Below are 26,418 nucleotides of genomic sequence, written 5' to 3'. Positions count from 1 at the left end.
CTTAATACCTGGAGCTCACTACTTTCAGTCACGACAGACTGGTGCTTAGGCACGTTGCACACCAATCACAGGGCTCCCTGCTTGGTTCAGAGAAGCGACCTCGGTCGCCGACCAGGTCCAGGCACTGCTGCTCGACGCCAGGCTCTCGCGAAACCTCACGACCGTGGCCGACTCGACGGCTCTGCTCACCCACGTGCGCGCCGGTCTGCTCGCCCGCGCCCGCTACTGGCAGCGGCCGTGCGCGGCGGTGCTCTTCGAGGTCTCCCTCGAAACCCGCCGTCTGCTGAACGCCGGCCGCGAGCGCGTCGTCCCGGACCACGTCCTGGCCGACCAGGAGCGCCTGGTCCCCACCGCCGAGCAACTGCTCGCCGAAGGCTTCGCCCACGTCGACCGGATCACCGTCACCACCCCGGCCTGCCCCGAACCGGCCCCCATCCCCTGACCGAGGAGGAGCCCGTGCGCGAGATCGCCCGCGGCACCCCGCCCACCACCTGACACCCGATCGGAGAACCCGATGACCACCACCACGACCACGACCACCATCCCGCACGAGATCCGCTGCATCGAGGGCCGCCGGATCGTCCAGGCCGAGCTCCTCAACAGCGCCCCGGGCCTCTACCTGTACGAGCTGCCCGCCGACATCGACCGCGACGGCCCGTGCCGCTGGCGCCTCGGCCACCACTCCGGCACCCTCCTCGCCGCGTTCCCGAGGCGATCGGGACCTGGACCGACTGGGCCCTCCACATCGACACCCTGCGCGAGCGCCTCCTCGGCGACCACCGCCACCAGGACGCCCTCGACCAGCTCCTGCGGCACATCGAGAAGGCCGGCGGACACCTGGAGAACTGCGCCTGGTACGGCCCCTACGGCTGCTGACCACCCTTCCGGTCCGGCCGTGCCGCCACCCGGTGCGGCCGGACCACCCCTGCTCCGAACCCCATCACCCTGACCAGAGGAGAGCCTCTTGACCGTTGTCCCGCTCGACCCCGACTCCCCTGCCAGCCACGCCGTGGGGGTGGATTTTGACCTCACGCTCGTGGATCACAATCGCGGCTGGCAGGACGGCCGGATCTACGGGAGCCCGATCCCCGGTGCCCTCAAGGCCCTGCGCACCCTTCAGGCCCACCGTTCCGTTTTCGTCTACACGGCGCGCGGCCGAGAGCACCACCCCGCCATCGCGGCCTGGCTGATCCGCCATGGCTTCGACGCCATCGTCAACGACGACCCCGACCGCGCCTACTGGCGAGGCAGCGAGATCATCGTCACCAACTTGAAGCTCGGTGCCGCGCTGTACATCTGTGACCGCGCGCTCTTCTTCGCCGGCAATTGGGACGCCGCCCTGGCCGAAGCGCTGTACCGCATCGGCGAGGGCGGTGCCCCGGCAGCGCAGCCGGCCGCAGACGCTCCCGCGCTGACGATCCGCCAGCCCTGGCTGGCCGCGATCCTCGCCGGAGAAAAGACGATCGAGAACCGGTCCTGGCCCACGAAGCACCGCGGCCCGGTCGTCCTGCACGCCGCCCGCGCCCTCGCCCGCGACGGCCAGGCCGACCCGCTCGTCCGCGCCGTCCTCGCCCGCCCCGGCGCCCCCGCCCTCACCACCGGCGCCCTCGTCGCCACCGCCAGCATCACCGACTGCCACCGCGACACCGGCTGCTGCCGCCCCTGGGGCCTGCCAGGCCTGTGGCACTGGGGGTTGGCCGACGTCCAGGCCCTGCCCGAACCCATCCCCGCCGCCGGCCGCCTCGGCCTCTGGCGGCTCGACCCCGGCCAGCACGCACTGCTCCACCGCCACCGGGCCGACGCCCTGCCCGCCCTCGCTCACCGCTGAGCCGCCCCCGCTGCTGACGCCCGGGCGGCCGTGCTGCCTACCGCCGCGCCCACCAGCCCCGGCCGCCCGGCCGCCCGGCCGGACCCCGACCTCGTAACAGGGAGAACACTTCATGGCCACCACCCGCACCATCACCGCCGCCACCACCGGCGCGACCACCGTCGACCTGTCCCTGCTCGGCACCGGCGGCAGGGTCGACGTCCAGGCCGTCCCCGGCCTCGCCACCGCCGAGATCACCATCAGCACCACCGACGACACCGGCGAGGCCGCCGACGCCGTCACCGGCGCCGACCTGCACTGGGACCCGCGCGGTGCTCTCGTCGCCCGCGTCCAGGGCCAGGGCACCGGCGGCGGCACCACCACCATCATCACCCGCCCCGGACACACCATCACGATGCAGGGCATCGGCACCGTGTACGGCTCGGTGACCGGCATGGTCATCGACGGCGACCTGACCATCGTGGGCGGCCACGGTGCCGCCCTGGTCCAAGGCCCCGCTCCCGTCGTCGTCACCGCCCGGGTCCCGGAGGGCAGCTCCGTCGCCGTGACCACCCAGTCCGCCGACCTGACCACCACCGGCCGTCTGACCGCCGTCGCCGTGACCACCCAGTCCGGGGACCTGCGGGTCACCACGACGAACACCTTCGTCGACCAGGTGACCGCGACCACTCAGTCCGGCGGCGTGTCCGTCGGAACGGCCAGCACCGTCAGCGCCCGCACGATGTCCGGCGACGTCGTCCTGGAGCGCGCCGTCAACGCCGAGGTGCACACGATGTCCGGCGACATCCGCGCGAACTGGCTGGGCGCGGGCGCCGACCTGCAGACCATGTCGGGCGACATCCGGGCGCGCGCGGCGAACCCCGCCGCGGTGACCGCCGGCTCCATGTCCGGCGACGTCACCGTCACCGCCTCCCCCGACGCCCCAGCCGGCGGACCGGACGCCCACGCCACGTCCATGACCGGCCAGGTCTCCATCCGGCGCTGACGCCGTACCAAGCGCCCACTCTTCCCGCCGCCCCGCACCCACCCGCGGGGCGGCGGCACCACCGCGACCGACACCCGGATCCGATCCGCCGTACCCGAAGAAGAGGACCATGAAGCTGACCATCGTCGTCCAGAACCTGCAACGCGGCGGCCTGTTCGACAGCGAGGGCGGCCGCGAAGACCGCTGGCCGCAGCTCGCCCAGCGGATCAGCAGCGTCGAGCCCGACCTGGTACTGCTCCAGGAAGCCGAGGGATGGGCCGACGCCGGCCACCGCCAGCTCGTCCGCGCCGAGCACGACCTCGGCATGGACGGACTCCTCGCCCCCTCCCGCTCCGGCCGCGGAACCGCCCTGCTCTACCGGCGCGAAACGCTCGGCCGACGCATCGCCTGGAACACCGACTACACCGACACCGAGATGCACCACGGCTTCGGCGTCGCCGGCTTCGTCCTCCCCGGCCTGCCCGCACCGCTCGCCGTCGCCAGCGTGCACCTCACCCCGTACAGCGCCGACAAGGCCATCGCCGAAGCCGACTTCGCCGCGAGCCGCACCTACCGCCTCGGCCCCTACTGCATCCTCGGCGGCGACATCAACTACCCGCCCCTGGCCGGACCCGCCCCCGCCTGGCACCACATGCGCCCCTACAACCGCGGCTCCCGTACCTTGCTCACCAACCCGGCCCTCGACGAGCAACCCACCCCCGACCGACGCGTCGCCTGGAAACTCGCCGCCAACGGCCTGACCGACGCCGCCTGGCACCTCCACCAACAGACCGGCAACACCGACCTGCTACGCCGCACCGGCAACGACGACCGGATCGACCAGCTCTGGGTCTCCACCCCGCTCGCCCCCGCCATCGACTCCTACACCCTGCTCGACGACCCGCGCGGCGCCAGCGACCACCACGGCCTGGCCGTCACCCTCGACACCGACCGCATCGACACCACCCGCCCGTGGACCTACCAGTGACTGCCTGCCACCCGCTTCGGGTCCGGCCCGCCGACCTCGGCCGTCGCCCCTCCAGGCACTGACGCTGCCCGCCACGGCACCCCGCCCTCCGAGCCAGCCAGGCCCGGTGGAGGGGTGCCATGGTGGGCGGCGCGGCCGCCCGGCCACCGACCGCCTGAACCGACCGACCCCTTCTCCACCGGAGAGCCCGTTGCCGTACATACCCGACCTCCCGGACCTGCTGCCGCCGACCGTCACGATCTGCGGAAGTACCCGCTTCGGGGAGGCCATGGCCGAAGCCGCGTTCCACGAGACCGCCGCCGGCCGGATGGTGCTCGCCCCGGCCATCAACATGCGCGACCACCACCCGCTCTGGGCCGACCCGGCGGCCGCCGCCGCTCTCAAGTCCCGCCTCGACGCCCTGCACCTGGCGAAGATCAACTGTGCCGACGAGGTCCTGGTCGTCACCGACACGAACCTCTACCTCGGCGAATCCACCCGACGCGAGATCCTCTTCGCCGAGACCCTCGAGGTTCCCGTCCGGTACTGGATCGCAGGCCTCGGCCGGGCCGGGACCACCACGCTCGGCGCCACCACCACCCGCAAGCGAGCCGACCAGGGGTGGAAGGCCGCCTTCGACCAGCTGACCGCCGCCAGTCCGGCCGGGCCCGACCCCGACGACCTCATCGCCCTGGCCGCCGTCGACCTCGCCGTCGCCGACCACGGCTTCCACACCACCGCCGACGACGCCATGACCGCGGCCCGCACCCACCTCGGCACCACCCTGCAGCCGAACGACCGGCTCGCGGCCGCGCTGGCCACCCGCACCACCGGAACCTCCCCCACCGACTTCCTCACCACCGCCCACCGACCCACGCCCTGACCACCCGCCGGCCCACCGAGGAGAAAACCCCGATGACCAAGACCCTGCGCACCCCTGCGATCCGCGCCGCCCTCGACACCGCCGACTCCGTCGCCACCGTCAGCCACGCGATCGGTATCGATCGACTCGCAGCTGACGTCCTCCGCTGACCCCCTGCACCGTGAAGGGCCTGTCTCCTCTGCTCAGCGCTGAGGAGCCAGGCCCTTTCGTACTTTCAGGGCTGAGCGGCCATAACCCGGTTATGGGCAAGGACTGCCGGAGCCCCGGTCATCCCAGGGCGGCACCAGTGGCACGGCTATAACCGGGTTATGGGTGGAGCCCCGAACTCCCTGCCGGGCAACGGCGGAACGAATGTCGGAGCCGGCTGGAACACTGCCAGCCGTGACTGACCAGACACCCCCCAGCCGCCCCCACACCCCCGCCGACCTGCCACCCATCGCGCTGGCCGAGCTCACCGGTACCGCCTGGAAAGAGCTGCCCCATTTCCGCACCGGCCAGCACAACGTGCCCGACACCCCCGACATCCTCCTCAGGATCCTCGACACCGACCGACTCCGCAGGATACGAGCTGTCGAGGACCTGTACCGACTGCTCCTCAACCAGGACAGCGTCTGCCCCGCGACCGCTCCGGCGGCCCTGATCGTCGCCGCCCTCCTCGAGGACTCCCGCACCCTCACTGAGGACAAATGGGACCGACGCCCAGGCAGGAGGCCCCTGCGCGCGGAGCTGCTGAACTGGCTGGCCTCGTTCGCCGACGTCGCCCGTCGACCTGCCGAAGAAGGCGTCGGCGCAGCGCAGGACCTCGCCGCGGCCCGAGCGGTACGCCCGACGCTCCACGCCCGCATCGTCGGGTTCTGCCAGGACGACGATCCGCAGGTGAAGGAGGCGGCCGTCGCGGCCGTCGCCTTGCTGTTGGCGGACCCGGTCCTCGCCCCATCCGTACCCCACCACGCGCCCGCCGTTTGGAGCGTCCTGGCCGAGAGCGCGAACTCGTACTACCGCTGGATCGCCAGGGACCGGCTGACGGCCTGGGGCGAAGACGTGGCAGTTCCCCTCACCACGGAGGAAGACGACCGGAACGCCAGAAGCGAGGCGTCTGCCGTGGCCGAGAACCCGTTCGACGAAGGCCAGATACAGGCGATTCACTGGCTGGCCGCCCAGTCGAAGGACACCGCCGCCGCGGAGCCGCCGAGCCGCTGGCACCCAGACTGGGCAGCACCCGTCACCACGACCCCGGACGAGCCAGTACCCGAGCAGCCCACTACCGCCCAGGGACACGAGCCCGGCTACCGAGGCCCATGGCGGATCGCCCGAGACGAGGAACGCGCCGAGTGGACGTTCACGCCGTACATCGGAGTCGGCCCACTGCACTTCGGGATGACCCTCGACGAGCTCACCACCGCCCTCGACGAGACACCGACCAGGTCGTCCTGGTACACCCAGGACGACGGAACCCAGAAGATCAACTTCGCCGACTTCACCACCACCGGCATCAGAGCCCTCTTCCAGAACGGCCACCTCGCATGCCTGGCCGTGGACGCACTCACCGGTCCCCAGTCAGGCTGGACGGCACCCCACTCACCGGCTGCGCTCCGTCGCGGGTGGAGGACTGGCTCGTCCATCGCACGGCGTACGGCCGTCTGATGTACAGCCCGGCAGCCGATCCGGTCTTCCTCGACCTTGGTCTTGCGATCCGCTCCCAGCGGGCCGGCGACGTCAATCTGACCCGACCGCTCTTCCTGCTGTACGACTGGGTGAACCTCTGGGATTGGCTGCCGCGCGAGGAATGGGACCACCGGTAGAACGTTGCCCCACCGGAGCCAGATTGCGTACGGTCGTCGGCCGCGAGTGGGCAGCGACTTCTGCCTCCGTAGGCTTGGAGCTGTACCCAGCTCGGTGGCCAGCGTGGCGACTGTTGCAGCGCCAGCCTGGCGTTCGCCCGGGTGCTTGACCTGCTCCCGGATGGCCACAGTGTTCACCATCCGAGTGATTCGGCCGCGGGCTGCACCATCGTTCGGGCGGGTGGTCGGCGGCGCCTCAGACGGCCGGAACACCGATGGGCCCGCATCCTCAGCGTTGAGCTGAGGATGCGGGCCCATCGGTGTTTGGGCTGGACTCATAACCCGGTTATAGCGAGGAGGCCCGAACCCTGGGTGTTGTCACCAGGGAAGCTATAACCCGGTTATGGGTGTCAGTCCCGGAGGCTGTCGATCAGTGCCTCGGCCAGCTCGTACACCTCGGTCTTGTCGAGGACGGACCGCACGGCCCTCGCGAAGGCGTCGATGTCGTGCCAGTCGACGTCCGGCACCGACGCGGGCTCCGCGTGCGGCGCCCGCGGTTCCGGCACGTCGGCCGCGTCGGCGACGGCCACCGCAGTCTCCTGGTGCGCGGGTGTGCGGGAACCCACAGGTCCGCTGGCCGGGCTCTCGGGGCGCGGCGCAGGCGGCACCGGGGCCGCATCGGCGGGGCGCTGAGCGGGATCAGCCGCCGGCGGGGGATTAGCCGGAACGTTCTTTCCCGCGCTGGCCGGGGCAGCAGCCTCCTTAGCCGCAGGCACCGGGGCGGCCGTGGGCTTGACGAGCGCCGCCTCATAGGCGCCCAGCTGTTCCTCGGCCGGAAGACTTGTGTACGCCCGGGCGGCCTTCACCCCGAGCTCACCGGAGGCCACCTTGGCCTGGAGCTCCGGAACCAGGCCAAGGAGCGCGATGCGGAAAGACACGAACGCCTGGGTCTTGCCGATGCCCTTGGCGACCTTGCTCTGGGACATCCCCCGCCCCGCCGGAGGCTTGTCCGTGAGGACCCGCAGGGTGTGGGCCTCCTGGATCGGAGTGAGCCCCACCCGAAGCAGGTTTTCCGCCACCGCCCAGACGAGCGGGTCCTCTGCCGCGTTCTCGTTGACGAACGCCGGCACCTCGGCGAGCCCGGCCCGGCGGGCCGCCTCAAGTCGGCGGTGTCCCGCGACGACGACGTACTGGTAGCCGGCGATCCGGTCGGCGTGCTGAGGGTTGTGCCTCAGGAACGCCGTAGCGGTACAGACCGTCAGGGGGGTGATCACGCCGACGTTCTCGACACTGGTGGCCAGGTCCAGGAACTCCTGGTCGGTCTCGTCGATCTCGCCTCGGGGATTGTCCGGGTTGTGCGCGATCTGCGCGACGTTCAGGACCGGGGGCCGGGGTGCGGCGTGGGTGGGCTCGTCGAGGGGCTCGCCGTCGAGCATGTCGGCGAGGTTGACGCGGCGGCTCATCGGGCGTTTCCGTTCAGGTTGAGCTCCAGGGCCAGCTTGAAGAAGTCCTCGCGGGCCTCGAAGGAAGCCCGGTTCGGCTTGTACTGGGTGACGACCAGACCTTCCGCGGCGGCGCGGGAGTGCACCTTGTAGTGGCGCACTACGGTCTTCGCCAGGGGGAAGCCGTTCTTCTCCACGAACTCCTGGGTCTGGCGGAGGTCGACGTCGCCGTCGCGCGGGTCCCAGTTGTTGATGACGACGGTGTACGGCAGGCCGCGCGGTTCGACGATCTGGCGGACCGTGCGGACGGTCGGCTTGAACCCGAGAGGCTCCGGCTCGATCGGCAGGATCACGCTGTCGGCGTTGTCCAGCACAGCACGGAGGATGTCCGCGGCCTTGCCGTCGCCGAGCGGGTCGGCGGTGGTGTCGTCGTCGGACAGGTCGAGCCAACCCGGGGTGTCGACGAAGATGTGCCGGACACTCTTGACGGCCCGCAGCTTGCGCAGCGACCCGAGGTCGTTGTGGGCCTGGGTGAAGAGGAAGGGAAGTTCGTCGCCGACGCGGTTGGACCACCATGCGGTCGAGCCCTGCGGGTCGACGGAGACGGCGAGGACGGGGGGTTGTTCGCCGGCCTTGCGGCCGATGACCTCGGCGGTGACGGCGGCGAGGTTGACAGTCAGCGTCGACTTGCCGACGCCGCCCTTCTGATTCAGAAGAACATGCACGTGTGCCATGGAAGCTCCGTGTGATTCCCAGTGTGCTGGTACTTCGGACCAACACAGGATGTCAGAACATCCAGCTCAGGGCGCACATGGGTAGCCAGTTCCGGCGTGGCGGACCCCAGAGCAGCAGCCCTGTGACAGGACGCCGATGCCACGATTCATGTGGGAGATCGAGCGGATCGCAGGACATCACACCGTCCTTCAGTACAACGACCGCGACAGAGCGCTCGGCGCGTCCGGGCGTGGCGGGCTACTGCACAGCGTCGCCCGGGCCCGCCAGGTCAGCACGATCAAGTGGATCGGCCGGGTGGGCGGGCTGGCCAGGTGCTGGGCGTTGCCTGGTTCTGGGGGGCGGGTGGTCAGGACGGTTGGTGTGGTTGGCGGGTGGCGGGCAGGAGCCAGTCGGTGGTGCTGGCGAGCTGGCTTGCGGGCATCGAGCGGGGTGTGCCCCGGTAGTTCAGGTACATGCCGGTCAGGACGGTGACCTTGGCGCGCAGGACCCAGGGCTCGAACGGCTTGACGATGAAGTCGACCGCCCCGGCGTCGTAGCCGCGCAGCGAGTTCTCCGGGTCGTCGCCGATCGCGGTGACGAAGATGATCGGGATGTCGCGGGTGTGGGCGCGGCTCTTGATCTGGGCGGCGGTCGCGTAGCCGTCCATCCCGGGCATCTGCACGTCCAGGACGATCACCGCGATGTCGTCGTGTTGGAGCAGTGCTTTCAGGGCGTCCGGACCGGACGCGACGGCCAGCACGTCCCAGTCGGCGGCCGCGAGGACGGCTTCGAAGGCGACGAGGTTCGCCGGCTGGTCGTCGACCACGAGGACTCGTGGCCTGCAGGCGGGACCTGTGGCGGGGGCCGGGGGTTCGATGCGCAGCATGTCCTCGCCGGCCTGCTGCTCGGCCACGAGGAGTTGGCGTTCCAGCAGCTCGCAGCGTGTCTCGGCGGTGAACTGGCGTCGACGTGCTTCTCCGAGTTCGGCCGTCAGCCGTGCGACTTCTTCCTCCAGGGCGCGCTTCTCGCGCAGCAGGTCCTCGCGGTCTCCGGTGTACAGGGCGATCTCGTCCGCGCGGGCGCGCTCGTGCGCCCAGTCGCTCTCGAGCTGGTTGAGGCGCAGTTCGAGGTCGGCGATGCGGTGGTTCTTGTCGAGCAAGGCTTCGCCCAGGACGTCGCTGTGGGCGGCGGATCGCCGGGAGAGGCGGTCGGCCTCGGCCAGCTGGAACTGCAGCTGCTGGAGGGCGTGGCCGACCGAGGCGCTGGTCTTCTGCGCGGCCGAGTGCAGGGAGCGCAGGAGCTCGATCGTGTCGAGGGTCGCGACGCTGCCTCGGTCGGCGCCGACATCGGTGAGCAGGTCCTGGACGAACTGCCAGGGTGGGATCCGCTGCCCGGACAGGTAGCGGGACAGAGCGCCGGGGCTCAGGTGCCGGCGAGCGCTGTAGCGGCGCATCGAGACGGTGGGCCGCAGGCCCGCGAACAGGCTGCGCAGGGCCTCGGCGAAGGCGCGGCACTCGTTGTTCAGGTCAGGGTTCAGCGGTTGCAGGTTCCCCACCTGTCCACCCCCTGGGGTCTTGTTGGCCGCCACGGCATCGCCATCCTTGCAGTATTGCGTCGGTGCGGGCCCGGGTGCTCCGGCCCCCGGGCCCGCGTCGGTATCAGGAGACGTGCTCGTCCTCCACCGGCTCTTCGGAGCTGGCGACGAGTTGGTTGACGAGTGGTACGCCGACACTGAAGGCGCCGGCGCCGTACAGGACGCACTGGGCCAGGTGCACGCCGCCTGCGGCCGCCAGGAGTCCCGCGCCGATACCCGTGAGCATGCCGATCAGCAGGACCAGGGTCGCCCTGGTCGACAGCAGTGCACGCTGCACTTTGAACCTCCTCGATCCGTGGCGGTGTTCGCCGTCCACGACCTGGCCGCCAGCCGGACCGGTCTGACGGTGTGTCACACAATGGACGGGGCAGAAGGTGTTGCGCCTCCGTTTCCGGGGCGGAAACACCAAATGGAAACACCGACCCCTGCTACCTGCTCCTGGTCGACGTGTTGCTCCGAAGGGCGTGTTCGCTCGTTGGGAGTTGCGGGTACCCGAAGGTGGGCGGGGGAGGGAGCGAACGTTGGGTGACACGGCGTCGGGAGGGTTTGAGGTCGATCCGGACGTGGTGTTCCGGGCGTCGGTTCAGTTCCTCGGGTCGAAGGACTTCGTCTACAACATCGCCTCGGGGGTGGCGGGCGACCTGGCGTCCTCGGCGGGGATGGCCGGCGACGACACGATCGCCCACAGCTTCGCGAAGAAGTACGAGCCGGCGGCCAAGAGCGTGGTGAAGGCGATCGGGACCGCCGGGCAGGGCATGGCGACGATCTCCAGCCGCCTGCTGACGATGGCGGCCGGCTACCTGGCCGTCCAGGACTCGGTGGCCGCCGCGTTCACCGGGAAGATCAACACGTCGGCGCCGCTGGCCAAGGGCGCCCAGCAGTGCGCCGAGAACGAGGCGCACAACAGCCTGCCGATGGTCACCGGCTCGAAGGAGGTCCACGAGATCCCGGTGATCGGCAAGTTCTGGCCCCAGGGCGACCCGAAGCGCCTGCGCAGCGCGGCCCAGGTGTGGGCGCAGTGCGCCTCGGTCATCGACACGGCGCAGCGCAACGCTGGCCGGCATGCCGCCGGGGTGATGGAGAAGTGCACCGGTGCGGCGTTCGAGGGCTTCAAGTCGTATGCGGCGACGGTGTACGACCCGTGCCCGCCCGGCGGGACCGTGGTGGCGGCGTCGCAGCCGCTGATGGTGAACATCTCGTCGGCCTGCCGGGAACTGCAGGCGATCTGCGAGCAGTACGCGCAGGCGATTGAGACCTGCCAGGACACGCTGATCGGGCTCGGGGTTGCGGCCGGTGTCGTCACCACGGCCGGGGTGGTCCTCACCTTCTTCACGTTCGGGGCTTCGGATGCGGCCGCGGTGGCCACCGATGCGGCCCTGGCGGCGGATGCCGCGCTGGCCGCCGAGGCGCTTGCCGCGGCGGAGGCGGAGCTGGCCGCGGCCGCCGCGGTCGCGGAGGCCGAGGCGGTCGTCTCCTCCCTGGCGTCGCGCCTGGTGGTGCTCGCCGGAACAGCCGCCGCAGCCGCCGCGGTGCCGGCCGTGACGGGCATCGACTCGGCGGGCGCGGCCACGCTGCCCGACCCGGCGGGCCAGCAACCCGGGGGGCGACGAGGCGGGAACCGCCGGCGGTCAGAGTCCGCTCGCCAACCCGCTCGTCGGGCCGATCCCCCCGCCCAAGCCGCCGGCCTACCCGCTCTACGACGGGGCGCAGCAGATGGCGGCCAAGACGTGGATCGAGGGGATGCCGGAGCGCGCGCCGAACTATGGGACGGCGGAGGACCGTGCCTACCAGGTGTACACGGCGGGCAGGCCCGAGCGGCGCGTGCAGGGCGCGGACGGTAAGGAGGTCTGGGCGGACGGGTTCCGGCCGGCTGACGGTGCGCTCATCGACGCGAAGAACGTGAGGAAGGCCGGCTGCAGTCCGCGGTCGCTGAAGGGCCTCCAGGAGAACGACTTCAAGACCGGGCTCGTGCTGGACAAGGACGAGGACGAACTCGCCCGCTACAAGGGCGCCATCGACAATCCGGCGAACCACGCCCAGTACCTTGAGGTCGACACACCCGACCCGGCGACCGTGGGCTACTGGCAGTACCTGCTCGCCAAGCACCATGTGAAGAGCAACGTCCGCGTCGTCACCATGCCCGCGCCGGAGCCCGAGGAGGGCTGATGGACACCATTCATCTCGCGGCGGCCCCAGGCACCACCTGGGCGCTTTCGCCGCAGGACGCCGAGGACCACCTCCGTGCCCGCTTCCCCGACCTGAAGGCCTGGCAGGAACACGCGCCCGCCAGCGGGAAGGACTACCTGACATTCCAGGTCGACCTCGACGGGACGAGCCGGCACGGCAGCTACTTCGAGCGCGGCCACCTGATCCTGGACGACGGCGACGCCGACCTGTGGGCCGACACCGCGGCCTGGTTCCTCGGCCTCCTGCCGGCCGATGCCCGGGCGATCGCCATGACCGAGTCGAACCCGGACAGCGTGCGCACCCTCCCAGCGGGGGCCGACGCAGCGCAGATCCGCGAAATCCTGCAGTCGCTCTTCGACGTCGGGTAGCCCCACCGGCACGCCGACAGGGCTACGACGCCGCCTGCCGATGGCGTCGTCCGGGCGTGCTGGAGCTGGTCGCGGGTCATGGTGGGGCGGCGGGGGATACCGAGGCCGATGGCGTCCTGGTGGAGCTCGGCCTTGGTGACGGTGCTCTCCTTGCCGCCGGTCGACCTGGGAGAGCGGCTCATGCGGAATTCGCTCAGGAACCTGCTGGGCCCGGCAGGAGCCGACACGCTCTTGCGGTCAGACGAGGCGGATGTGGGGGATGTCGGTGGGTGGATTCCAGGCCGTCAGCGGGACGCCGTGGGCGATCCACGCGTGCATTGCGGTGGCGGTGACCAGAGTGCCTGTACCCCGGCCGCGGGCGGCGTCCGCCCCGGTTGCGGCGAGGAGCACGTGCTGGTTGGGCTGGGGAGAGTCCCCCAGGTCGAAGTACACGGCGCGGCGGCTCGTGGCGAACGTAGTGCGGGGGGAGCGCCAGCGGAACCCGACGATCAGCGACTGGAGGCCGAGGACGAGCCGTCCTTCCTGATGTGGTCCCCGGGCGTCGACGATCCACACCATCTGCGGATAGTGCCGTTCGCGCCCCGCGATCTCGTCGGGTGAGATCGACTTCCGGTGGATCTCCACCACCGTGCCGTCGTGGGCGAGCACGTCGGCACGGCGCGGAGGGAAGGGGACCTCCTGGCGGTCGCGCGGGGCCCGGTTCTTCCACCAACGGTGCCACTCGGTCTCGCCTCCCGGGGCCGGGCCGGCGTCGAGCGGCATCCCGCAGTGGGGGCAGTACGCGACCGCCTCGATCATGCGGCGATCGCCGAGCGGATCCACCGCAGGGCGCGCTGCGTGAGCGGGACCTCGGCGGAGATCTCCTGGGTGATCTCGACGACCTGCTCCAGGGTCTCCACGAGGGGGTGCGACACGGCGACCTCGCGCAGCCGGGGAAGCTGCGCTGCCGCCTCTTCCATGTCCCGCAGGTCGTCGATCGCCTTCGTGAGCTTGGCCTCGGTGTCGCTGCGCTGCTTGCCCAGGTGATCGATTTCGGTCTTCTTGGCGGCGATCTGCATCGGCAGGGCGGCCGTCAGGGTGTCGATCTGGGAGAGGACGAAGAGCGCTTCCTGGATGGCCACGGGCGCGTTGGTGTCCGTCGGGCCGGTGGCGCCTGGGTGGACGATGACCACGCCGTCGCCGCCGGTGGACTGCCCGGGCACGATGGGGACGGGGATCGCGCCTTCGCCGCGGGGCCCGGTCTGCGGCGGCACAACGGTGCTGGGGCCACCACAGCCCCCCGGCTTCGAGACGACGGGCACTTCCTCTTCCCGCGCCGCGAGGTAGCGGCCGACGACGTAGCTCGCGATCGCGGGGACGGCGATCCTGAAGACCTCCTGCTCGTGAGGCTGGAGGCCCGTCAGCGGCCTCTCCAGCTCGGCGGTGAGCTCGCTCTTCCACACGGCCGGCCTGCCGGGATTTGCGGCGGCGACCCGCTCCAGCATCTTGATGAGCTGGCGCGAGGTGTGCGCCGAGTACCGCGAAAGGACGTGGCGGGTCGCGCCGAACGTGGGTGCGGTCATGAGGTACCTCCAACGATCCGAAGGGCGGGGCGGGTCTCCGCGCAGGCCTCGTCGGCCCATGCGGTCATGTCTGAGGCCAGGAGCCTGATTCGGGTGTGTAGGGCCCCGTCCGCCCGGACGGCTACATCCGAGGCGGGGAACTGGTCGAGTAGGAGACGGATGCCAGATAGGCGGTCGCTCAACTGCTTGCGCCACTGGGCGAGCTGGGCGTCCTCGCTGGGCTTTCCGCCGCCGAGCGCCGAGACCAGTTCGGCCAGGGTGTCCTCGGGGCTTGGGTTCTGCGTCGGGATCACGGCCCCAGTCTCGAGCTGGGGGCGGCGGTCAACGGCGGCGCGGACGTGCGCCGCCATCTCCGGATCCGCCTTCACCGCGGCCTTCAGCGCGGCCGGCCTGTCCACAAGGTAGGCCGCGGTCACCGTCCTGACCGACTCGGGGTCCGAGGCGAGGTGGGCGATGACGGCTTCGCGGACGTCGACCCGCGTCGCGACCTGTTCCACGTACCTTGCCGGGGTCATGGCGGACGCGGAGTTGGGGATCGGTACGGCCCCGATAGCCTCGCGGATCTCCTTCGCGGTCACGCGTGTGCGTCCGTCCTCGCCCATCAGTGCGCGCAGCTTCTCGACGCGGCCCCGCCGGTTGCTCTCCGCGACCTCCGCGGACGCCCGTTCTTCTTCCTTGGCGGCCTTGTCGAGCGAGTATCCGACCGCGACCTCGCGCAGGACCGAGTAGGGAACGATCACCGCCGACGTGGCCAGGAGCGTTCTCAGCTCGGCGTCGCAGGCCACGGCGATTCTCCGGTACTCATTCGCCATACCGATGGTGATCCCGATGTCTGCGGCGAACCGGCTGACGGGACTGCCGCCGACGGCTTCTAGCACGAGGTCGCCAAGTTCGAGGCGCGTGTGCACTTGCTGGGCTTCGGCATTGTCGTCGCGGGCTACAAGCTGGCGTCCTCGTTCAACCTGGGCGGCGCTGTAGTTCGTGGCGTCGCCGGGCTCGATCGGCTCTTGGTCCATGCGCGTGACGGTACGGGTACGGTCTGTCAGAAGCGCAGCCCAGAATGCTCGGGGAGCGCAGAATGCACTCCATGGGGTGATAAGTAGCATTTATGAGCTGTGTGGACGACGGCCTGCGGATCAGATCCCTCAGTACCGAGGCCGCCGTCAAGGTGCGCTCAAGGCCCCCGAGCGAACTGATAGAGGAGCGCCGCCGCAACGCAGCCGAGCAGCAGATAGCCGAGCAGATCAAGGCGCCGGTCAACGCTGCCCGCCCAGGGCCAACCCAGTGACGGACACTTGACCGAAGGAGGAACAACCTTCTGGCCGCACTCTTGACGATGCGCCAGCCGAGCGGAACGGTGGAGGCGCAAGGATCCGCAACTGGCTTGGCACAAGGAGCGGTCGTGGCATTACGGTTCAGGGGCATCGACCCGGACACGCCCAATGGCGGCTCTCCGACCGTGTGGTTGGAGGACGAGAAGGCGGAGATCGTCATTCAGGGCTGGCTGCCCGACATGGAGATGTACCGCATGATCAGCGAGACCGAGTGGGTGGAGGGCCACGCCACCGGCGTACCGGACCACGAGGGCGTGGTCCGGATTCCGGTGCGGATGATCCCGTTCTTGAGGAAGGTGTGCGATGAAGCCGAGCGTGCCGGACTTTGGCGCCCTGCTGAGGAGTGCTGAGCGCTCCGCGTGCCACCTGGAGATGCGCGACTCCTACATGGACGACCCGGTCTTCGTCGACTGGCGCGCCGGCCTGCCGGTGGACCGTGTCGAGGCGTACGACCTGCCGGCGGAGTACACGGCCTGGGCCGCCCTGGTGCGGGAAACGGTTGCCCGGGGTGTGGTGATGCGCCGGGCCCGGATCGTCTCGGAGCCGGTCACCGCGTACATCCGGTGGGAGCACGCGATCACTGAGCGGCACAACGTCGCGCTCGGAGAGCAGGTCCGCTGGTTGTCCAGGTCGAAGGCCTCCCACCTCGCCCTGCCGGGCAATGACCTGTGGCTCGTCGACGAGCGCCTGGTCCTGTTCCACTGGTTCACCGGCGACGGCGAGTGGGCCGGCCACGAGGTCACCGAGGATCCGGCCGTCGTGAAGATGGTGACCGGCGCCTTCGAGGCGGTCTGGGCCCGGGCCGTCCCGCACGCGCAGTACGTCGTCTGACCAACCCGTCCACCGCCACCCCGCCGGGCAGCCAGCACCATGTCGTCGTCCCCGTCGTCCAGCGTCATCCAGGCGCGCAAGGCCCTCGCCGGCCGCCTGGTTGGCCTGCGCAAGGACGCGGGCCTGACCGGCGACGAGCTGTCCGCCCGCTGCCGGTGGCACCCGGCCAAGACCTCCCGCATCCAGAGCGGCAAGTCCGCCCCCTCCGAGGACGACCTGCGGGCCTGGTGCACCGCCTGCGACGCTGCCGACCAGGCGCCCGATCTCATCGCCGCCGCCCGCGCGGTCGACTCCATGTATACCGAGTGGCGCCGCATGGAGCGTACCGGGTTGCGCGCCGCCCAGGAGTCCGTCGCCGCCCTCTATCGCCGCACCAGCCACTTCCGCGTCTACGCCAGCCGCGTCCTGCCCGGCATGGTGCAGACCCCCGAGTACACCGCCGCCGTCCTGCGCTCGATCCAGCGTGTCCGCGTGGAGGTCGACGACGTTGCCGACGCCGTGGAGGCCCGCCTGGAGCGCCAGCGGATGCTGTTCTCCGGCCGGCACCGCTTCGGCCTGCTCATCGAGGAATGGGTGCTGCGCGCCGCGGTGTGCGACCGGGAGACGATGGCGGCCCAGCTCGGCCACCTGCTCGCCGTCTCCTCCAGTCCATTCGTCAGTGTCGGCGTCATCCCCACCGGCCCCGACCGCCCGCACCTGCCGGTCGAGGACTTCTACCTGTTCGACGAGGCCGAGGTGGCCGTCGAGCTGACCTCCGGCTACCTGCGGATCACCCAGCCACGCGAGATCGCCTACTACGTGCGCACCTTCACCGACCTGGCCTCCATGGCCGTTCACGGGGCCGGGGCCCGTCAGCTGATCACCGCGGCGATAGCTACTCTCGGGTGACTTCGTGCAAGATGGCGCAACCTCGTTGAGTGCCAGGCCGCGCATTCCCTACCGTCGATCCGTCGCCTGACGTGACGAGCCGGACGCCCGGACCCCGGCGGGCGAACCGAGGCCGCCGCGCGGGCCAGCCCCTATCGACTCCGTGCAGCCGTCACCGCCGACGAGAGAACGGAGAGCCACCGTGGCCACGCACCCCGAACCGCGCCCACCGGTCACGACTGCGGCCGCACTCGGGCGGCGCCGGCGGGTGCGAGGCCCACGGTGACCGCCGCCGTCGAGACCCCAGCACAGCCCGAGGCCACCGACTCCGCCCGAACGCTGCTGCCGTACGACCCGCAGTCCGCCGGCAAGGCCCGCCGCCTGGTGCGCACCACACTGCCCGCCTGGGAGCTGGAGGACCTGGTCGAGGCCGCCGAGCTCATCGTCAGTGAGCTGGTCGGCAACGCCGCGAAGACTGGCTGCCGACAGGAGATGGCGGTCACCGTCGAGCGCATCACCGACCGGTGCGTGCGGATCAGCGTCCGCGACGGCTCGCGCACTCTGCCCTGCCTGATCGACGCAGGCCCCGCTGCCGAGTCCGGCCGCGGCATGGCCCTGGTCCACCATCTCACGGGCGGCCACTGGGGCGCCGAGCTGGAGACCTACGGTAAGACCGTCCACGCCGACCTGCGCACCGGCCCCACCGCATCCGGCTGACCTCCTGCTGCCCAACTGGGCACCCGCCCGTGGGACCCGCGCGGGCCGCCCTCAATGCCGATGGGGCCCGCCGTCATGATCCGACCTGGTGAGGGCAGTCGTAGGTGCTGGTCAGTCCGTCGGGGACCAGCGGTCGATGGGTGCCGCGTGCGTGCCGTAACGGGCAGAACGCTCAAAACGGCTCAGATCGGTAGAAGTCCGCCTGATCGTCGGTATCGTCCGGTTCTGGCGAAAGTTCAGCTGGTTCTGACCGCTTATGACCGGGTCCTTCCGGAGCGATCGGTCAGACGCGCATTCACGTTGGTGCATATGACTGTGAATCGCATTTATGAGCTGCGCGGCTACCACTGTGCGTGTCGTCCCCGCTACTGTCGCTGGTCTGCGGGCCCCGGCAGCCGGTCGTCGAAAACTGCGTGCCGGGGCTCCGCTACCCCCTGCCACGTCCTTTTGAGGAGGACTGATGTCCGCACTCCGCAGCAGTTTCGGCAGCACACAGGCACTGCCGGGCGATGGGTTCGACCGTAGCATCCCGCGCACGGCGGGTCTCCAAACGCACCGCCGCCGGCTGGCTGTTGACCTGGTGGTGAATGTCCGGGCAACCGGCGCCGGAACGGCCCTCGCAGCCCCATTGCTGCTCTCGTCCGCGCTCGACGGCGCACCCCTGGGCCTGGCCGTGGCGGCTCTTCTGTCCTGGTTCAGCGGGTCGTACCTGCGGCTGAGCGCTACCACCCGTCTGTGAACGCCCGGGCCGCCGCACCGGTTCCGACCGGTACGGCGGCCCGACTCCCGGCTCCGGCGGGCCACGCCTGAGCCGTTTCCCCCGGGCATCACCGGCAGGGCCGCTACGACCCCGATCGCCCGCGCACCGCGCCCGTCCGGGCGCGGCCGGGCCAGGAGACCCGTCACCATGAAGACCAACCTCATCTGCCACGGATGCAAGGCGGCGTTTCAGCGCCCCAGCACCCGCGGCCGGATCCCGCAGTACTGCACGGAGCAGTGCCGCCGCCAGAGCAACGCCACCCGCCGAGGCCAGAAGCTGGGCAAGCTCGTGCGTGCGCGCGACGCGGACGCGGTGGCCGTCTCCCGCTCCGTAGCCGAGCGGGGAGCGGAGATCGAACGCCTGAGCCGCATGCGCCAGCCCCTGCGGATCCTCGACCAGATCACCCTGATCGAGCACGACCTGAAGGACCTCAAAGCCCACGCCGTCCAACAGGCCCGCCAGCAGGGCAACTCCTGGGAGACGATCGCCGGCACGCTCCACCTGAGCGCGAAGTACGCGGGGCGCCTGTTCACCGGCGGGCACCTGAGCCGCCGCCGCCAAAACCGTCGCCGCCGCGCGCAGATCCAGCCGCCCGCCTTCCGACTGGCGGCCGAGGCCAAGCTGCCCGACACCGGGCTGCCCAATGCCCTCGCCCACCCAGCCGCTGTCGAGAGCCGGACGCCGGAGTCCGGCTCGGCCGAGGGGGGTGAGCCAGGCGGCGACACCAGCACCGAGGCCGACCCCGCCGAAGACGGCGCACCACCGGGCCGCCGAGCGGAAGGCCGCGACACCGCCCTGATCTCCCGCGCCCTGTCCCACCTTCAGCGCAGCTCCGGCACCACCATCAAGAAACTGTCGAGAGCGGCCGGGGTATCCCCGTCCTTCGTTTGCCGGGTCCTGTCCGGGCACAAGATGCCCTCCTGGGCGGTGACCCAGGCGATCGCCGAAGCATGCGGCGCGAACCCCGACGACGTCCGCATCCTGTGGCACACCGCCCAAGGGGCGCGCCCCCGGCCGCCGATGATCCGCCGAAACGACCGCGAACTGGTCACCGAGGCCCTGGCCACCCTGCGGTCCGCCCTGCGGGGCCTGCACCTGGCAGCCTTCAGCCCACCGCCCTCCCTGCTGTGCGAACTGGCCCGCGGCCCCCTCACCCCTCGCGACATCACCGACCTCCTCGACAAGAAGGCCGGAGCCGTCCTGCCGGACTGGCCCACCATCGACAAGGTCGTCGACGCCTTGAACGCCGACGCCGACATGGTTCGCCCGCTGTGGGAACACGTCCAGGTCGCGCAGGACCCCTACTGGACCCCCGAACACGGCTCCCGCTCCGTACTCGCCGCCTTCGGCTGAACCCGCCGGGTGGGCCGCCCCCTCGAGCGGCCCACCCAACCACACCCCCGGAGGGAGAGACCATGCCCACCACACCGCCCAAACCCACCGCCTCCCCCGCCGGCCAGCGCCGACCCCACCACGACCTCGGCCTGCAAGCCCTCTACGACCTCCACCAACACCTCTACCGCGACTACGCCGACCTCCTCCTCGCCCCCACCGACGCCGACCTCGCCCTGCGCGCCACCCAGGACTACCTCACCTCCGAATGGACCCACGCCGTCGGCACCGCGAACCCCCGCGCCTTCGCCTGGCAAGCCCTGCGCCACCGGGTCTGCCTCCTCGCAGGCCCCGGCCCACTGCGGCCCCTGGCCCACCTCACCCCCCGGCAGCAGGACATCGTGCTCCTGCACCACGCCCTCGCGCTGCCGGCGGAGGAGGTCGCGAACCTGACCGGCACCGAAACCGCCGCCGTGTACGCCGAGATCCTCGCGATCGCGCACTCCCATCACGGCGCCTGACCGCTTCGGCTCCGGACGGGCTGGGGCCGTGCATACCGAAAGGGTCGGAACAGCAGACGCTGTTCCGACCCTGCGCGTACCGGGGCGGTCTTCTCACGTTCGCAGCGCCGCCGCGAAGCCCGCACCCTCCTCGCCCTGCTGCTTAACTGGCGCTGGCCGCCGGGGGCCAGTGCCCGGCGCCTGATGGGAACGCATGTTCGATTTATTGTGGGGGTGTGACCAGCGCAGTTCCGTTCTCCCGCTCCCACCCCGGCCACCCCGAGCACCGGCCCGGGGACGCAGAGCGGGCGCCGAGGGAGACCTGGAGGCATGGCAGGAGGGTCACTGCCACCGCCTCCTGGTCGGGCAGGGCGGCGGCGATCGGCCGGTAGACCTCGCCGGCCGCGCCGGCGCCGATCAGCTCGGTCAGGGCAGCGATCAGCCGTGCGTGGCGGCGTCGGCGGGCGGGCAGGTCAGGGGGTTCGGTGTCGCGGTCACTCTCGCACTATGCCGCGCGCACCTCGTCTCCCGGGGCCGAGTTCGTCTCTCCCGCTGGGCAGCAGGGACCGACTTGACACCGCGGCCGTTCCCGGTCCTGCGGCTGGGGTCCGCATGGCCGGGTACCTGCCCGAGGGGGCGCCCGCCGGACCCGAGAGACGCACATCGTCCCCGGGGCCATCACCGGCCGGGTGCCCCCACTCAACGGCCCTGCTCAGGGCTGCTCGGCGGGTGATGTCGGGCAGGACTGAACAGGACTGTGGTGCCGTGCACAGGGCCGAGTTGGACCGAGGGCGGCTTGCCCTCTACGCTCTCGTACGGGCCCTTGTGCCCGCTTGTCGTCCGTTGCGCTCGCCGACCCCAACGGCCGTCTCAAAAAAAAACCCTGCAATTTGATCAATTCCAGCCTCGGGGCACTGTTTGACCCCGAGTTTGAGCCAAAGATCAGGCAGGGCCTGACCCCGCGCTGTGCGCGGATTGAGGCTGGCTTTTCGTTGGGTTTCGTAGGTTTCCGGTATGCCGCGGCCGGACTGAGGGTGTTGCCCGTGGTCGTGGTTGTGGTGTTGTCCGCACCGGCGTGGATCTGCTGGCCGTTCCTGCCGGAGCGGCGCCAGCAGGTGGTGCTGGAGATGGTGAGGGCCCTGGCCGACTGGACCCGGGGAGCGGGGTTGCCCGAGGAGATCACGGCGGATCCGGCCGCTGGTCCCGACCCCCTTGACACCGGGTCCTTCGGGTCGGTCGGGGACGTGTTCGCGCCGTCGGTAGGTGAGCCCGATGGGACCGCTGACGCCGGGGGATGACACCGTCTCGGCCCAGTCGGGGCCGGGCGCGGTTCCCGCGTCGAACGTCAGGCGTCGAGAGCGCCGATCACGAGGGGTGCGCGCGACGAGTCCGGCGACTCGGGTTCGGCGCCGTCGGCGCACGGTAGATGGCTGGGCGAGCGGATCCGCGCCATCGTGCCGACCTGAGTACGGGCAGCCCGCACTCAGGTCGGCGCAACCCGGGGCAGCCGGAGCGGGTTGCCCGGAGCGGCCTGCCGCCCGGTGGCCGACGGCGCGCCACCGCCCAGGACCGCCCCGGCCGTCGACTGGCGTCCTACCGCCGTACCTGCCTCGCGGACCGGACGGCGATGGAGGGCTGCAGGGCAGGAGATGGAGCGGCCGGCGGCCGGATATCCCGACGAGACGCTGACTGCCCTCCTCGCTCGCCGGCCACCCCGGTGCCCGCTCCCCGCGTCGAACGCGAGCCCAAGGCCAAGACGGGGACGGGCGCAGTGGCCGCTCCTCAAACAGACGGCGGCGCTCCGGCCTCCGGGCGGCCGGCCTGCTTGAGCTTCATCGCGGCCTTGTGCCGGTCCTCCGTACCGGCCCAGTAGGGGTGGGCGTGCAGCTCGGCGCTCACGGCGCTGAACGCCGCGCGGTTCTCCTCGCTGGGGTCGACGGCCCAGGCAGCCTCAGCCACGTACCAGCGCCGCTGGAGTTCGAGCAGGTCAAGAGGGAAGTCGTCAGTGTCGGACACCGCCACATCGTAGATCGCACACCCATACGGATCCCCGCCGCCACCCCCGGGCGAGTACGGGCCGTGTCGCCTACCCCCGCAGTCCGGCGCGCGAAGGCGGGCGCTGCGCCCTTTGCCGGGAGCTCTGGCTCCTTCGTTCGTGCCGGCGGTGAGCGGGTGCCCGCCGCCGCGAGCGGTCGCCGCGGTCTGATGCCCCGGGACCGCTCGATCGCGGGGTCGCGGAACGCCCCGCCCGCGCCCGGGCGGGACGAGCGCCCCGGGGCGAAGCGGATGGCCTGAACATCTCTGCGTGCACGATGGGGCCCAGGTGTCGGACCCGGCTGGTACCTTCCGAGCGGACCACTCAACTCCGTTTTCTAGAAGGGGAACATGGGCATAGCCGACGACATCCAGAGCGCCGTGACGACCATCGCGAGCGCGAACTGGGACATCAGGACGGGCAAGGTCGTCCCGCGCACCGAGGACGTCACGCTGAAGAACGGCGCGGTCCAGCTGGACGCCGTCTACCTCTACGCGGACATGGCGGACTCCACCGGCCTGGCCCGGGAGTTCCCGCCGAAGACCGCGGCGAAGGTCGTCCGCTGCTACCTCGACGCCGTCTGCCGGGTCATCAGGGCGCGGGGCGGTGAGATCCGCAGCTTCGACGGCGACCGGGTCATGGCCATCTTCGTCGGCGAGAGCCGGTACGACGCCGCCGCGAAGTGCGCCCTCCAGATCAACTACGTGGTCAAGGAGATCGTCCGGCCGACGGTCGAGCGCAACCTGCCCTCCCTCGTGACCAAGGGCTGGCAGCTGAAGCACTGCACCGGCATCGCCTCCGGCTCGGCCCTGGTCGTCCGAGGCGGCGTCCGGATGAACAACAGCGACCTGGTCTCGATCGGCCGGGCGCCCAACGTCGCCGCCAAGCTCAGCGACGTCCGGGCCCACCCGTACAACACGTACATCACCGCCGAGGTCTACGACGGGATGGGCTACGACGTCTCGTACGGCGGCAAGAACCGCGACTCCATGTGGGAAGGCCCCTTCGGCCGGGAGGTGGGCGGCGAGGAGATCACGATCTACAAGTCCTCCTGGCAGTGGAAGCCCTGATGGGGATATCCGACCCGGAGGAGAAGGCCTGGCGCGTCCACACCGCGCTCGGGGAGTGGACGACCCGGGTGGACGCCAAGGCGGGCTTCGCCCTGACCCTGGAGTCCGCCGCGCTCGCCGGCATCGTCGCCCTCAGCGACAAGGACAAGCTCCTCTCCCGCATCGACCAACCCGCCCTGCGGGTGATGCTGTGGCTGGGCGTCCTGCTGCTCCTGGCCGCTGCCGTCCTCGCCATCCTGGTGGTCTCCCCCCGGCTGCGGGCCGGCAAGGTGAAGGCCGAGGCTCGGGGGAACTTCCTGTACTTCGGCCACCTTATGCACTGGAAGCCGGACGACCTGCAGAAGGCCTTCGAGTACGAGGACTTCCTCCCCGTACTCAGCCACCAGCTCGTCAACACCAGCAAGATCGTCTGGCGCAAGCACCGCTTCGTCCAGCACTCCTTCGCCGCCGCAGGCCTCGGGGCGCTGTTCGTCTTCGCCGCCTGGATGCTCTCCTGAACCCGGTGGGCCGGCCACGAAGAGGCCGGCCCACCGGTCGGAGTGCGATGCATCCCCGGGGTACCCGCCAGTGGTGCCGCGGAACGCGGTCGCCGGCGGCTGCGCCGTACGGATCAAGGAACAGGACCGGGAACGTGGCGGGCCGGTCCTCGACCCAGCGGCGCCTGCGGCGTGGCCACCGCCGGTGGGCTTCTACATGCGGTCCAGGCCCATCATCCGGCCCACGGCCTGCCTGATGCTGAGGCTGTTCGTCTGCTGCCTCGGCACGGTCTGGCCGGGTGCGGGCAGTTCGACGTCGATGAACTCGAAGTGCCGGTTGCGGTAGGCGGACTGGTCAAGCTTGTGCCCCGTGGCGCTCGGCTCGCTTTTTGCCGACGAGCACGTTCAGGTCACCGTCAGCACTGCGCCCTGAGGTGCTTCAGGGGTCGCCTCCGGCGAGCACACGTGCCCACCGCCGTGCCTCAGCACGCGCTCGGAGAGCGGCCTCAGCCAGGTTCTGCAGCGGGTAGACGAGGTTCTTGGCGTCCTCGACGCCGCGTTTCTCCAGCAGGTTGATGAAGTCGTAGAGCGTGGACCAGGACGGAATATTGTCGCCCCGGGCGTAGCGCCGAAGCCAGTCCCGCTCGATCCAGCTGTCCGCGCAGAGATCGACTTCCCGCCGCTCCAACTCCTCCAGGAAGGCAGTGAAGGCGGCGGCGAGTTCGACCTGCTGGGGCAGGACCTCGACGTGCACGGCGGGAGCCGGCTTCCTGGGCTTAGGCAGCGCCCTGCGCAGCTCATGGTGAAGCTCCAGGAGCTGCTCGATGAGGACAGACCGCTCCTGTCCCAGCAGCGTGCTGTGCTTCTCCAGGGACCAGCTCAGAAGATCCATGAACCCGCGGCTGGGGATCCGCTGCCCGGCCAGAACCTTGTACAGCGAGGACCGTGGCACGGCCGCGTCCTCAGCCAGCTCCGTCACGCTCAACCCGGTGGTGCTGATCAGTTCACGGACCAGCTCTGCGAACTGGGCACCCCCTGCGCTTATCGGTACGTCGGTCCTGCCACGTTGGGTGGGCACGTTCCCTCCTTGGTCAGAGCAGGAAGGCGGGGCACCATGAATGGTCCCCCGCCTCGTTCGCTAGTTGTCAGTGGCGCTGCGCCCACAGGAGGGCGAGGGTGATGGTGGCCCCACCGGCGGCGGTGGCCGCGCCCTTGACGTAGCTGAAGAAGAGGATGCGGCGGAGCTGACGGCCCAGTCGTGCTCGGCTCACGGCCGCACGGGCCGGGGGTGCCGTCGGCTCGGTGATGCCCGTAGGCTCGTGGTCAGTACTGATGATTCCTCCTGGACGGATGGCCGGTTGTCAGTGCGTTCTGATGACGGCTCCCTGTTGGCGCAGGGGGCCGTCGCCTTTTCAGGCGGCGGCCGATCCCGTCACTGAGAACCATAGTGAGCGGGTCGAACACAGCCATTTCGTCTTGAGACTCGTCCTGAGACTGCCCTGTTCAATGGCGGTCTTCTCTGTTTCACGGCCGTCCGACCGGTGTCGGCCGACCAAGCACCCAAACGGCTTCGCCCGGCCCAGAGGGTTGGGAACGCCAGTGGCCGCCACCCCGCAGGATGACGGCCACCGTGCACTCAAAGCCCGGCCCGACCGCTTACCGACGTCTCCCGTGGCGTCCTATGCCCACTCGACGCCGTGCTCGGCGAGCTGGCCCGGTGTGAGCTTCGCCCGGCGGGCTTTCGTGTTGTTCAAAAAGGTGCCGAGCGAGACGGAGACCGTCTCCACCGATTCCTTGCCACCGGCCCCGACCGTCACCAGCTCCAACTCCTCGACGTGTTGACGCTTCACCCGCACCCCGCGGCCCTCCCGCTCGACGAACTGGACGAGTGCGGCGACCCCGAGTGCGAACCGGTCGCTGCGGGACACCTTCGGCTTCGCCGCGGCCGCCGCCCGTGCGGCGGCGAGCTCCTGGTCCTCCCCGATGCCGAGCGCCGCCAGCAGGTCCCGCTGTTCCTGGTCGAGCCCGGCCCACCCGGCCCGCTGCGCCCGCACCCACCGGCCGAGCGCCTCGCCCTCGAACGCGGTCTCCACCGGCAGTCGCGCCCAGCCGACCCGCCCGTCGCGCTCCAGCCACCACTGCCGGGCCACCGCGTAGGAGCGCTGCCAGGTGATTGGCCAGTGCGGGCACCACCACACCAGAGGGA

At 70.7% G+C, this 26,418-nt stretch carries 32 protein-coding genes; 21 read left to right on the top strand and 11 right to left on the bottom strand.

Features of this window, described 5'->3' with window-relative positions; genetic code table 11:
* The first annotated feature begins 64 nt into the window (after positions 1 to 64).
* The 8 genes from ACFWP2_RS29050 (at position 65) to ACFWP2_RS29015 (ending at position 6,444) form a co-directional block, all read left to right on the top strand.
* A complete protein-coding gene (locus ACFWP2_RS29050; protein ID WP_380456882.1) occupies positions 65 to 442 on the top strand; it encodes an AAA family ATPase in 378 nt (125 codons plus the stop codon).
* Positions 443 to 657: 215 nt separating this feature from the next.
* Positions 658 to 876, top strand: a complete 219-nt coding sequence (locus tag ACFWP2_RS29045) for a hypothetical protein (protein ID WP_380456787.1) — start codon at positions 658 to 660, stop codon at positions 874 to 876.
* 160 nt (positions 877 to 1,036) lie between these two features.
* Positions 1,037 to 1,828, top strand: a complete 792-nt coding sequence (locus tag ACFWP2_RS29040; RefSeq protein WP_380456785.1) for an ASCH domain-containing protein — start codon at positions 1,037 to 1,039, stop codon at positions 1,826 to 1,828.
* 112 nt (positions 1,829 to 1,940) lie between these two features.
* Complete coding sequence (locus ACFWP2_RS29035; protein ID WP_380456783.1) at positions 1,941 to 2,813, top strand: DUF4097 family beta strand repeat-containing protein; 873 nt, start codon at positions 1,941 to 1,943, stop codon at positions 2,811 to 2,813.
* A gap of 109 nt (positions 2,814 to 2,922) precedes the next feature.
* Entirely contained in the window at positions 2,923 to 3,780 is an 858-nt protein-coding gene (locus ACFWP2_RS29030) for an endonuclease/exonuclease/phosphatase family protein (protein ID WP_380456781.1), read from the top strand.
* 190 nt (positions 3,781 to 3,970) lie between these two features.
* Entirely contained in the window at positions 3,971 to 4,642 is a 672-nt protein-coding gene (locus ACFWP2_RS29025; protein ID WP_380456779.1) for a hypothetical protein, read from the top strand.
* Between the two features lie 381 nt (positions 4,643 to 5,023).
* Complete coding sequence (locus tag ACFWP2_RS29020) at positions 5,024 to 6,286, top strand: hypothetical protein (protein ID WP_380456777.1); 1,263 nt, start codon at positions 5,024 to 5,026, stop codon at positions 6,284 to 6,286.
* On the top strand, positions 6,286 to 6,444 hold the full coding sequence (locus ACFWP2_RS29015; RefSeq protein WP_380456775.1) for a hypothetical protein: 159 nt from the start codon (positions 6,286 to 6,288) through the stop codon (positions 6,442 to 6,444). Before ACFWP2_RS29020 ends, ACFWP2_RS29015 begins: the two co-directional genes overlap by 1 nt.
* Positions 6,445 to 6,833: 389 nt before the next feature.
* Here the strand turns inward: ACFWP2_RS29015 and ACFWP2_RS29010 are convergent, their stop codons facing one another.
* The 4 genes from ACFWP2_RS29010 to ACFWP2_RS28995 form a co-directional block, all read right to left on the bottom strand.
* A complete protein-coding gene (locus ACFWP2_RS29010; RefSeq protein ID WP_380456773.1) occupies positions 6,834 to 7,886 on the bottom strand; it encodes a ParB/RepB/Spo0J family partition protein in 1,053 nt (350 codons plus the stop codon).
* Entirely contained in the window at positions 7,883 to 8,599 is a 717-nt protein-coding gene (locus ACFWP2_RS29005) for an AAA family ATPase (protein ID WP_380456771.1), read from the bottom strand. The genes ACFWP2_RS29010 and ACFWP2_RS29005 overlap by 4 nt, the downstream gene beginning before the upstream one ends.
* A 347-nt stretch (positions 8,600 to 8,946) precedes the next feature.
* Complete coding sequence (locus tag ACFWP2_RS29000) at positions 8,947 to 10,134, bottom strand: response regulator (RefSeq protein WP_380456880.1); 1,188 nt, start codon at positions 10,132 to 10,134, stop codon at positions 8,947 to 8,949.
* Between the two features lie 103 nt (positions 10,135 to 10,237).
* Positions 10,238 to 10,450 (bottom strand): hypothetical protein, encoded by a 213-nt coding sequence (locus ACFWP2_RS28995; protein WP_380456769.1) that lies wholly within the window; start codon positions 10,448 to 10,450, stop codon positions 10,238 to 10,240.
* 244 nt (positions 10,451 to 10,694) lie between these two features.
* Here ACFWP2_RS28995 and ACFWP2_RS28990 point away from each other — a divergent pair, with 244 nt between their 5' ends.
* The 3 genes from ACFWP2_RS28990 to ACFWP2_RS28980 are packed head-to-tail and all read left to right on the top strand — an operon-like array spanning position 10,695 to position 12,728.
* Positions 10,695 to 12,014, top strand: coding sequence for a hypothetical protein (locus tag ACFWP2_RS28990; protein WP_380456767.1), 1,320 nt, complete (start codon positions 10,695 to 10,697; stop codon positions 12,012 to 12,014).
* Positions 11,914 to 12,339: a restriction endonuclease fold toxin-2 domain-containing protein gene (locus ACFWP2_RS28985; protein WP_380456765.1), complete on the top strand. Its 426-nt coding sequence runs from the start codon at positions 11,914 to 11,916 to the stop codon at positions 12,337 to 12,339. Before ACFWP2_RS28990 ends, ACFWP2_RS28985 begins: the two co-directional genes overlap by 101 nt.
* Positions 12,339 to 12,728, top strand: a complete 390-nt coding sequence (locus ACFWP2_RS28980; RefSeq protein WP_380456763.1) for a hypothetical protein — start codon at positions 12,339 to 12,341, stop codon at positions 12,726 to 12,728. The genes ACFWP2_RS28985 and ACFWP2_RS28980 overlap by 1 nt, the downstream gene beginning before the upstream one ends.
* Before the next feature lie 237 nt (positions 12,729 to 12,965).
* Here the strand turns inward: ACFWP2_RS28980 and ACFWP2_RS28975 are convergent, their stop codons facing one another.
* From ACFWP2_RS28975 to ACFWP2_RS28965, 3 genes are read right to left on the bottom strand one after another with little or no spacing between them, the layout of a single operon-like run.
* On the bottom strand, positions 12,966 to 13,526 hold the full coding sequence (locus ACFWP2_RS28975; protein ID WP_380456761.1) for a hypothetical protein: 561 nt from the start codon (positions 13,524 to 13,526) through the stop codon (positions 12,966 to 12,968).
* Entirely contained in the window at positions 13,523 to 14,290 is a 768-nt protein-coding gene (locus ACFWP2_RS28970) for a hypothetical protein (protein ID WP_380456759.1), read from the bottom strand. Before ACFWP2_RS28970 ends, ACFWP2_RS28975 begins: the two co-directional genes overlap by 4 nt.
* A complete protein-coding gene (locus ACFWP2_RS28965) occupies positions 14,287 to 15,306 on the bottom strand; it encodes a hypothetical protein (RefSeq protein WP_380456757.1) in 1,020 nt (339 codons plus the stop codon). Before ACFWP2_RS28965 ends, ACFWP2_RS28970 begins: the two co-directional genes overlap by 4 nt.
* Before the next feature lie 386 nt (positions 15,307 to 15,692).
* Here ACFWP2_RS28965 and ACFWP2_RS28960 point away from each other — a divergent pair, with 386 nt between their 5' ends.
* The 8 genes from ACFWP2_RS28960 to ACFWP2_RS28925 all read left to right on the top strand — a co-directional run bounded on the left by ACFWP2_RS28960 (position 15,693) and on the right by ACFWP2_RS28925 (position 21,929).
* A complete protein-coding gene (locus tag ACFWP2_RS28960) occupies positions 15,693 to 15,974 on the top strand; it encodes a hypothetical protein (RefSeq protein ID WP_380456755.1) in 282 nt (93 codons plus the stop codon).
* On the top strand, positions 15,928 to 16,455 hold the full coding sequence (locus ACFWP2_RS28955) for a DUF6879 family protein (protein ID WP_380456753.1): 528 nt from the start codon (positions 15,928 to 15,930) through the stop codon (positions 16,453 to 16,455). The genes ACFWP2_RS28960 and ACFWP2_RS28955 overlap by 47 nt, the downstream gene beginning before the upstream one ends.
* A 39-nt stretch (positions 16,456 to 16,494) precedes the next feature.
* Entirely contained in the window at positions 16,495 to 17,343 is an 849-nt protein-coding gene (locus ACFWP2_RS28950; protein ID WP_380456751.1) for a helix-turn-helix domain-containing protein, read from the top strand.
* Between the two features lie 261 nt (positions 17,344 to 17,604).
* Positions 17,605 to 18,039: an ATP-binding protein gene (locus ACFWP2_RS28945; RefSeq protein ID WP_380456749.1), complete on the top strand. Its 435-nt coding sequence runs from the start codon at positions 17,605 to 17,607 to the stop codon at positions 18,037 to 18,039.
* A gap of 460 nt (positions 18,040 to 18,499) precedes the next feature.
* Positions 18,500 to 18,778, top strand: a complete 279-nt coding sequence (locus ACFWP2_RS28940; RefSeq protein ID WP_380456747.1) for a hypothetical protein — start codon at positions 18,500 to 18,502, stop codon at positions 18,776 to 18,778.
* Between the two features lie 168 nt (positions 18,779 to 18,946).
* Positions 18,947 to 20,152 carry a helix-turn-helix domain-containing protein gene (locus ACFWP2_RS28935; RefSeq protein ID WP_380456745.1) on the top strand — a complete coding sequence of 402 codons (1,206 nt, stop codon included), beginning with the start codon at positions 18,947 to 18,949 and terminating at the stop codon, positions 20,150 to 20,152.
* Positions 20,153 to 20,214: 62 nt separating this feature from the next.
* Positions 20,215 to 20,652 (top strand): hypothetical protein, encoded by a 438-nt coding sequence (locus ACFWP2_RS28930; RefSeq protein WP_380456742.1) that lies wholly within the window; start codon positions 20,215 to 20,217, stop codon positions 20,650 to 20,652.
* Positions 20,653 to 21,464: 812 nt separating this feature from the next.
* On the top strand, positions 21,465 to 21,929 hold the full coding sequence (locus ACFWP2_RS28925) for a hypothetical protein (protein ID WP_380456740.1): 465 nt from the start codon (positions 21,465 to 21,467) through the stop codon (positions 21,927 to 21,929).
* A 484-nt stretch (positions 21,930 to 22,413) separates the two neighbouring features.
* On the opposite strand, the gene ACFWP2_RS28920 is transcribed toward ACFWP2_RS28925, so the two are convergent.
* On the bottom strand, positions 22,414 to 22,647 hold the full coding sequence (locus tag ACFWP2_RS28920) for a hypothetical protein (protein WP_380456738.1): 234 nt from the start codon (positions 22,645 to 22,647) through the stop codon (positions 22,414 to 22,416).
* Between the two features lie 369 nt (positions 22,648 to 23,016).
* Here ACFWP2_RS28920 and ACFWP2_RS28915 point away from each other — a divergent pair, with 369 nt between their 5' ends.
* Positions 23,017 to 23,736, top strand: a complete 720-nt coding sequence (locus ACFWP2_RS28915) for an adenylate/guanylate cyclase domain-containing protein (protein ID WP_380456736.1) — start codon at positions 23,017 to 23,019, stop codon at positions 23,734 to 23,736.
* Positions 23,736 to 24,233, top strand: a complete 498-nt coding sequence (locus ACFWP2_RS28910; RefSeq protein WP_380456734.1) for a Pycsar system effector family protein — start codon at positions 23,736 to 23,738, stop codon at positions 24,231 to 24,233. Before ACFWP2_RS28915 ends, ACFWP2_RS28910 begins: the two co-directional genes overlap by 1 nt.
* 418 nt (positions 24,234 to 24,651) lie before the next feature.
* Here the strand turns inward: ACFWP2_RS28910 and ACFWP2_RS28905 are convergent, their stop codons facing one another.
* The 3 genes from ACFWP2_RS28905 to ACFWP2_RS28895 all read right to left on the bottom strand — a co-directional run bounded on the left by ACFWP2_RS28905 (position 24,652) and on the right by ACFWP2_RS28895 (position 26,410).
* On the bottom strand, positions 24,652 to 25,290 hold the full coding sequence (locus ACFWP2_RS28905; RefSeq protein WP_380456732.1) for a helix-turn-helix domain-containing protein: 639 nt from the start codon (positions 25,288 to 25,290) through the stop codon (positions 24,652 to 24,654).
* A 67-nt stretch (positions 25,291 to 25,357) separates the two neighbouring features.
* Positions 25,358 to 25,483 carry a hypothetical protein gene (locus tag ACFWP2_RS28900; protein WP_380456730.1) on the bottom strand — a complete coding sequence of 42 codons (126 nt, stop codon included), beginning with the start codon at positions 25,481 to 25,483 and terminating at the stop codon, positions 25,358 to 25,360.
* Between the two features lie 408 nt (positions 25,484 to 25,891).
* On the bottom strand, positions 25,892 to 26,410 hold the full coding sequence (locus ACFWP2_RS28895; RefSeq protein WP_380456728.1) for a helicase associated domain-containing protein: 519 nt from the start codon (positions 26,408 to 26,410) through the stop codon (positions 25,892 to 25,894).
* Positions 26,411 to 26,418: the final 8 nt, after the last annotated feature.

The sequence above is a fragment of the Kitasatospora sp. NPDC058444 genome (assembly GCF_042721415.1).
Classification (GTDB): Bacteria; Actinomycetota; Actinomycetes; order Streptomycetales; family Streptomycetaceae; genus Kitasatospora.
This window is presented reverse-complemented; position numbering and strand designations above follow the sequence as displayed.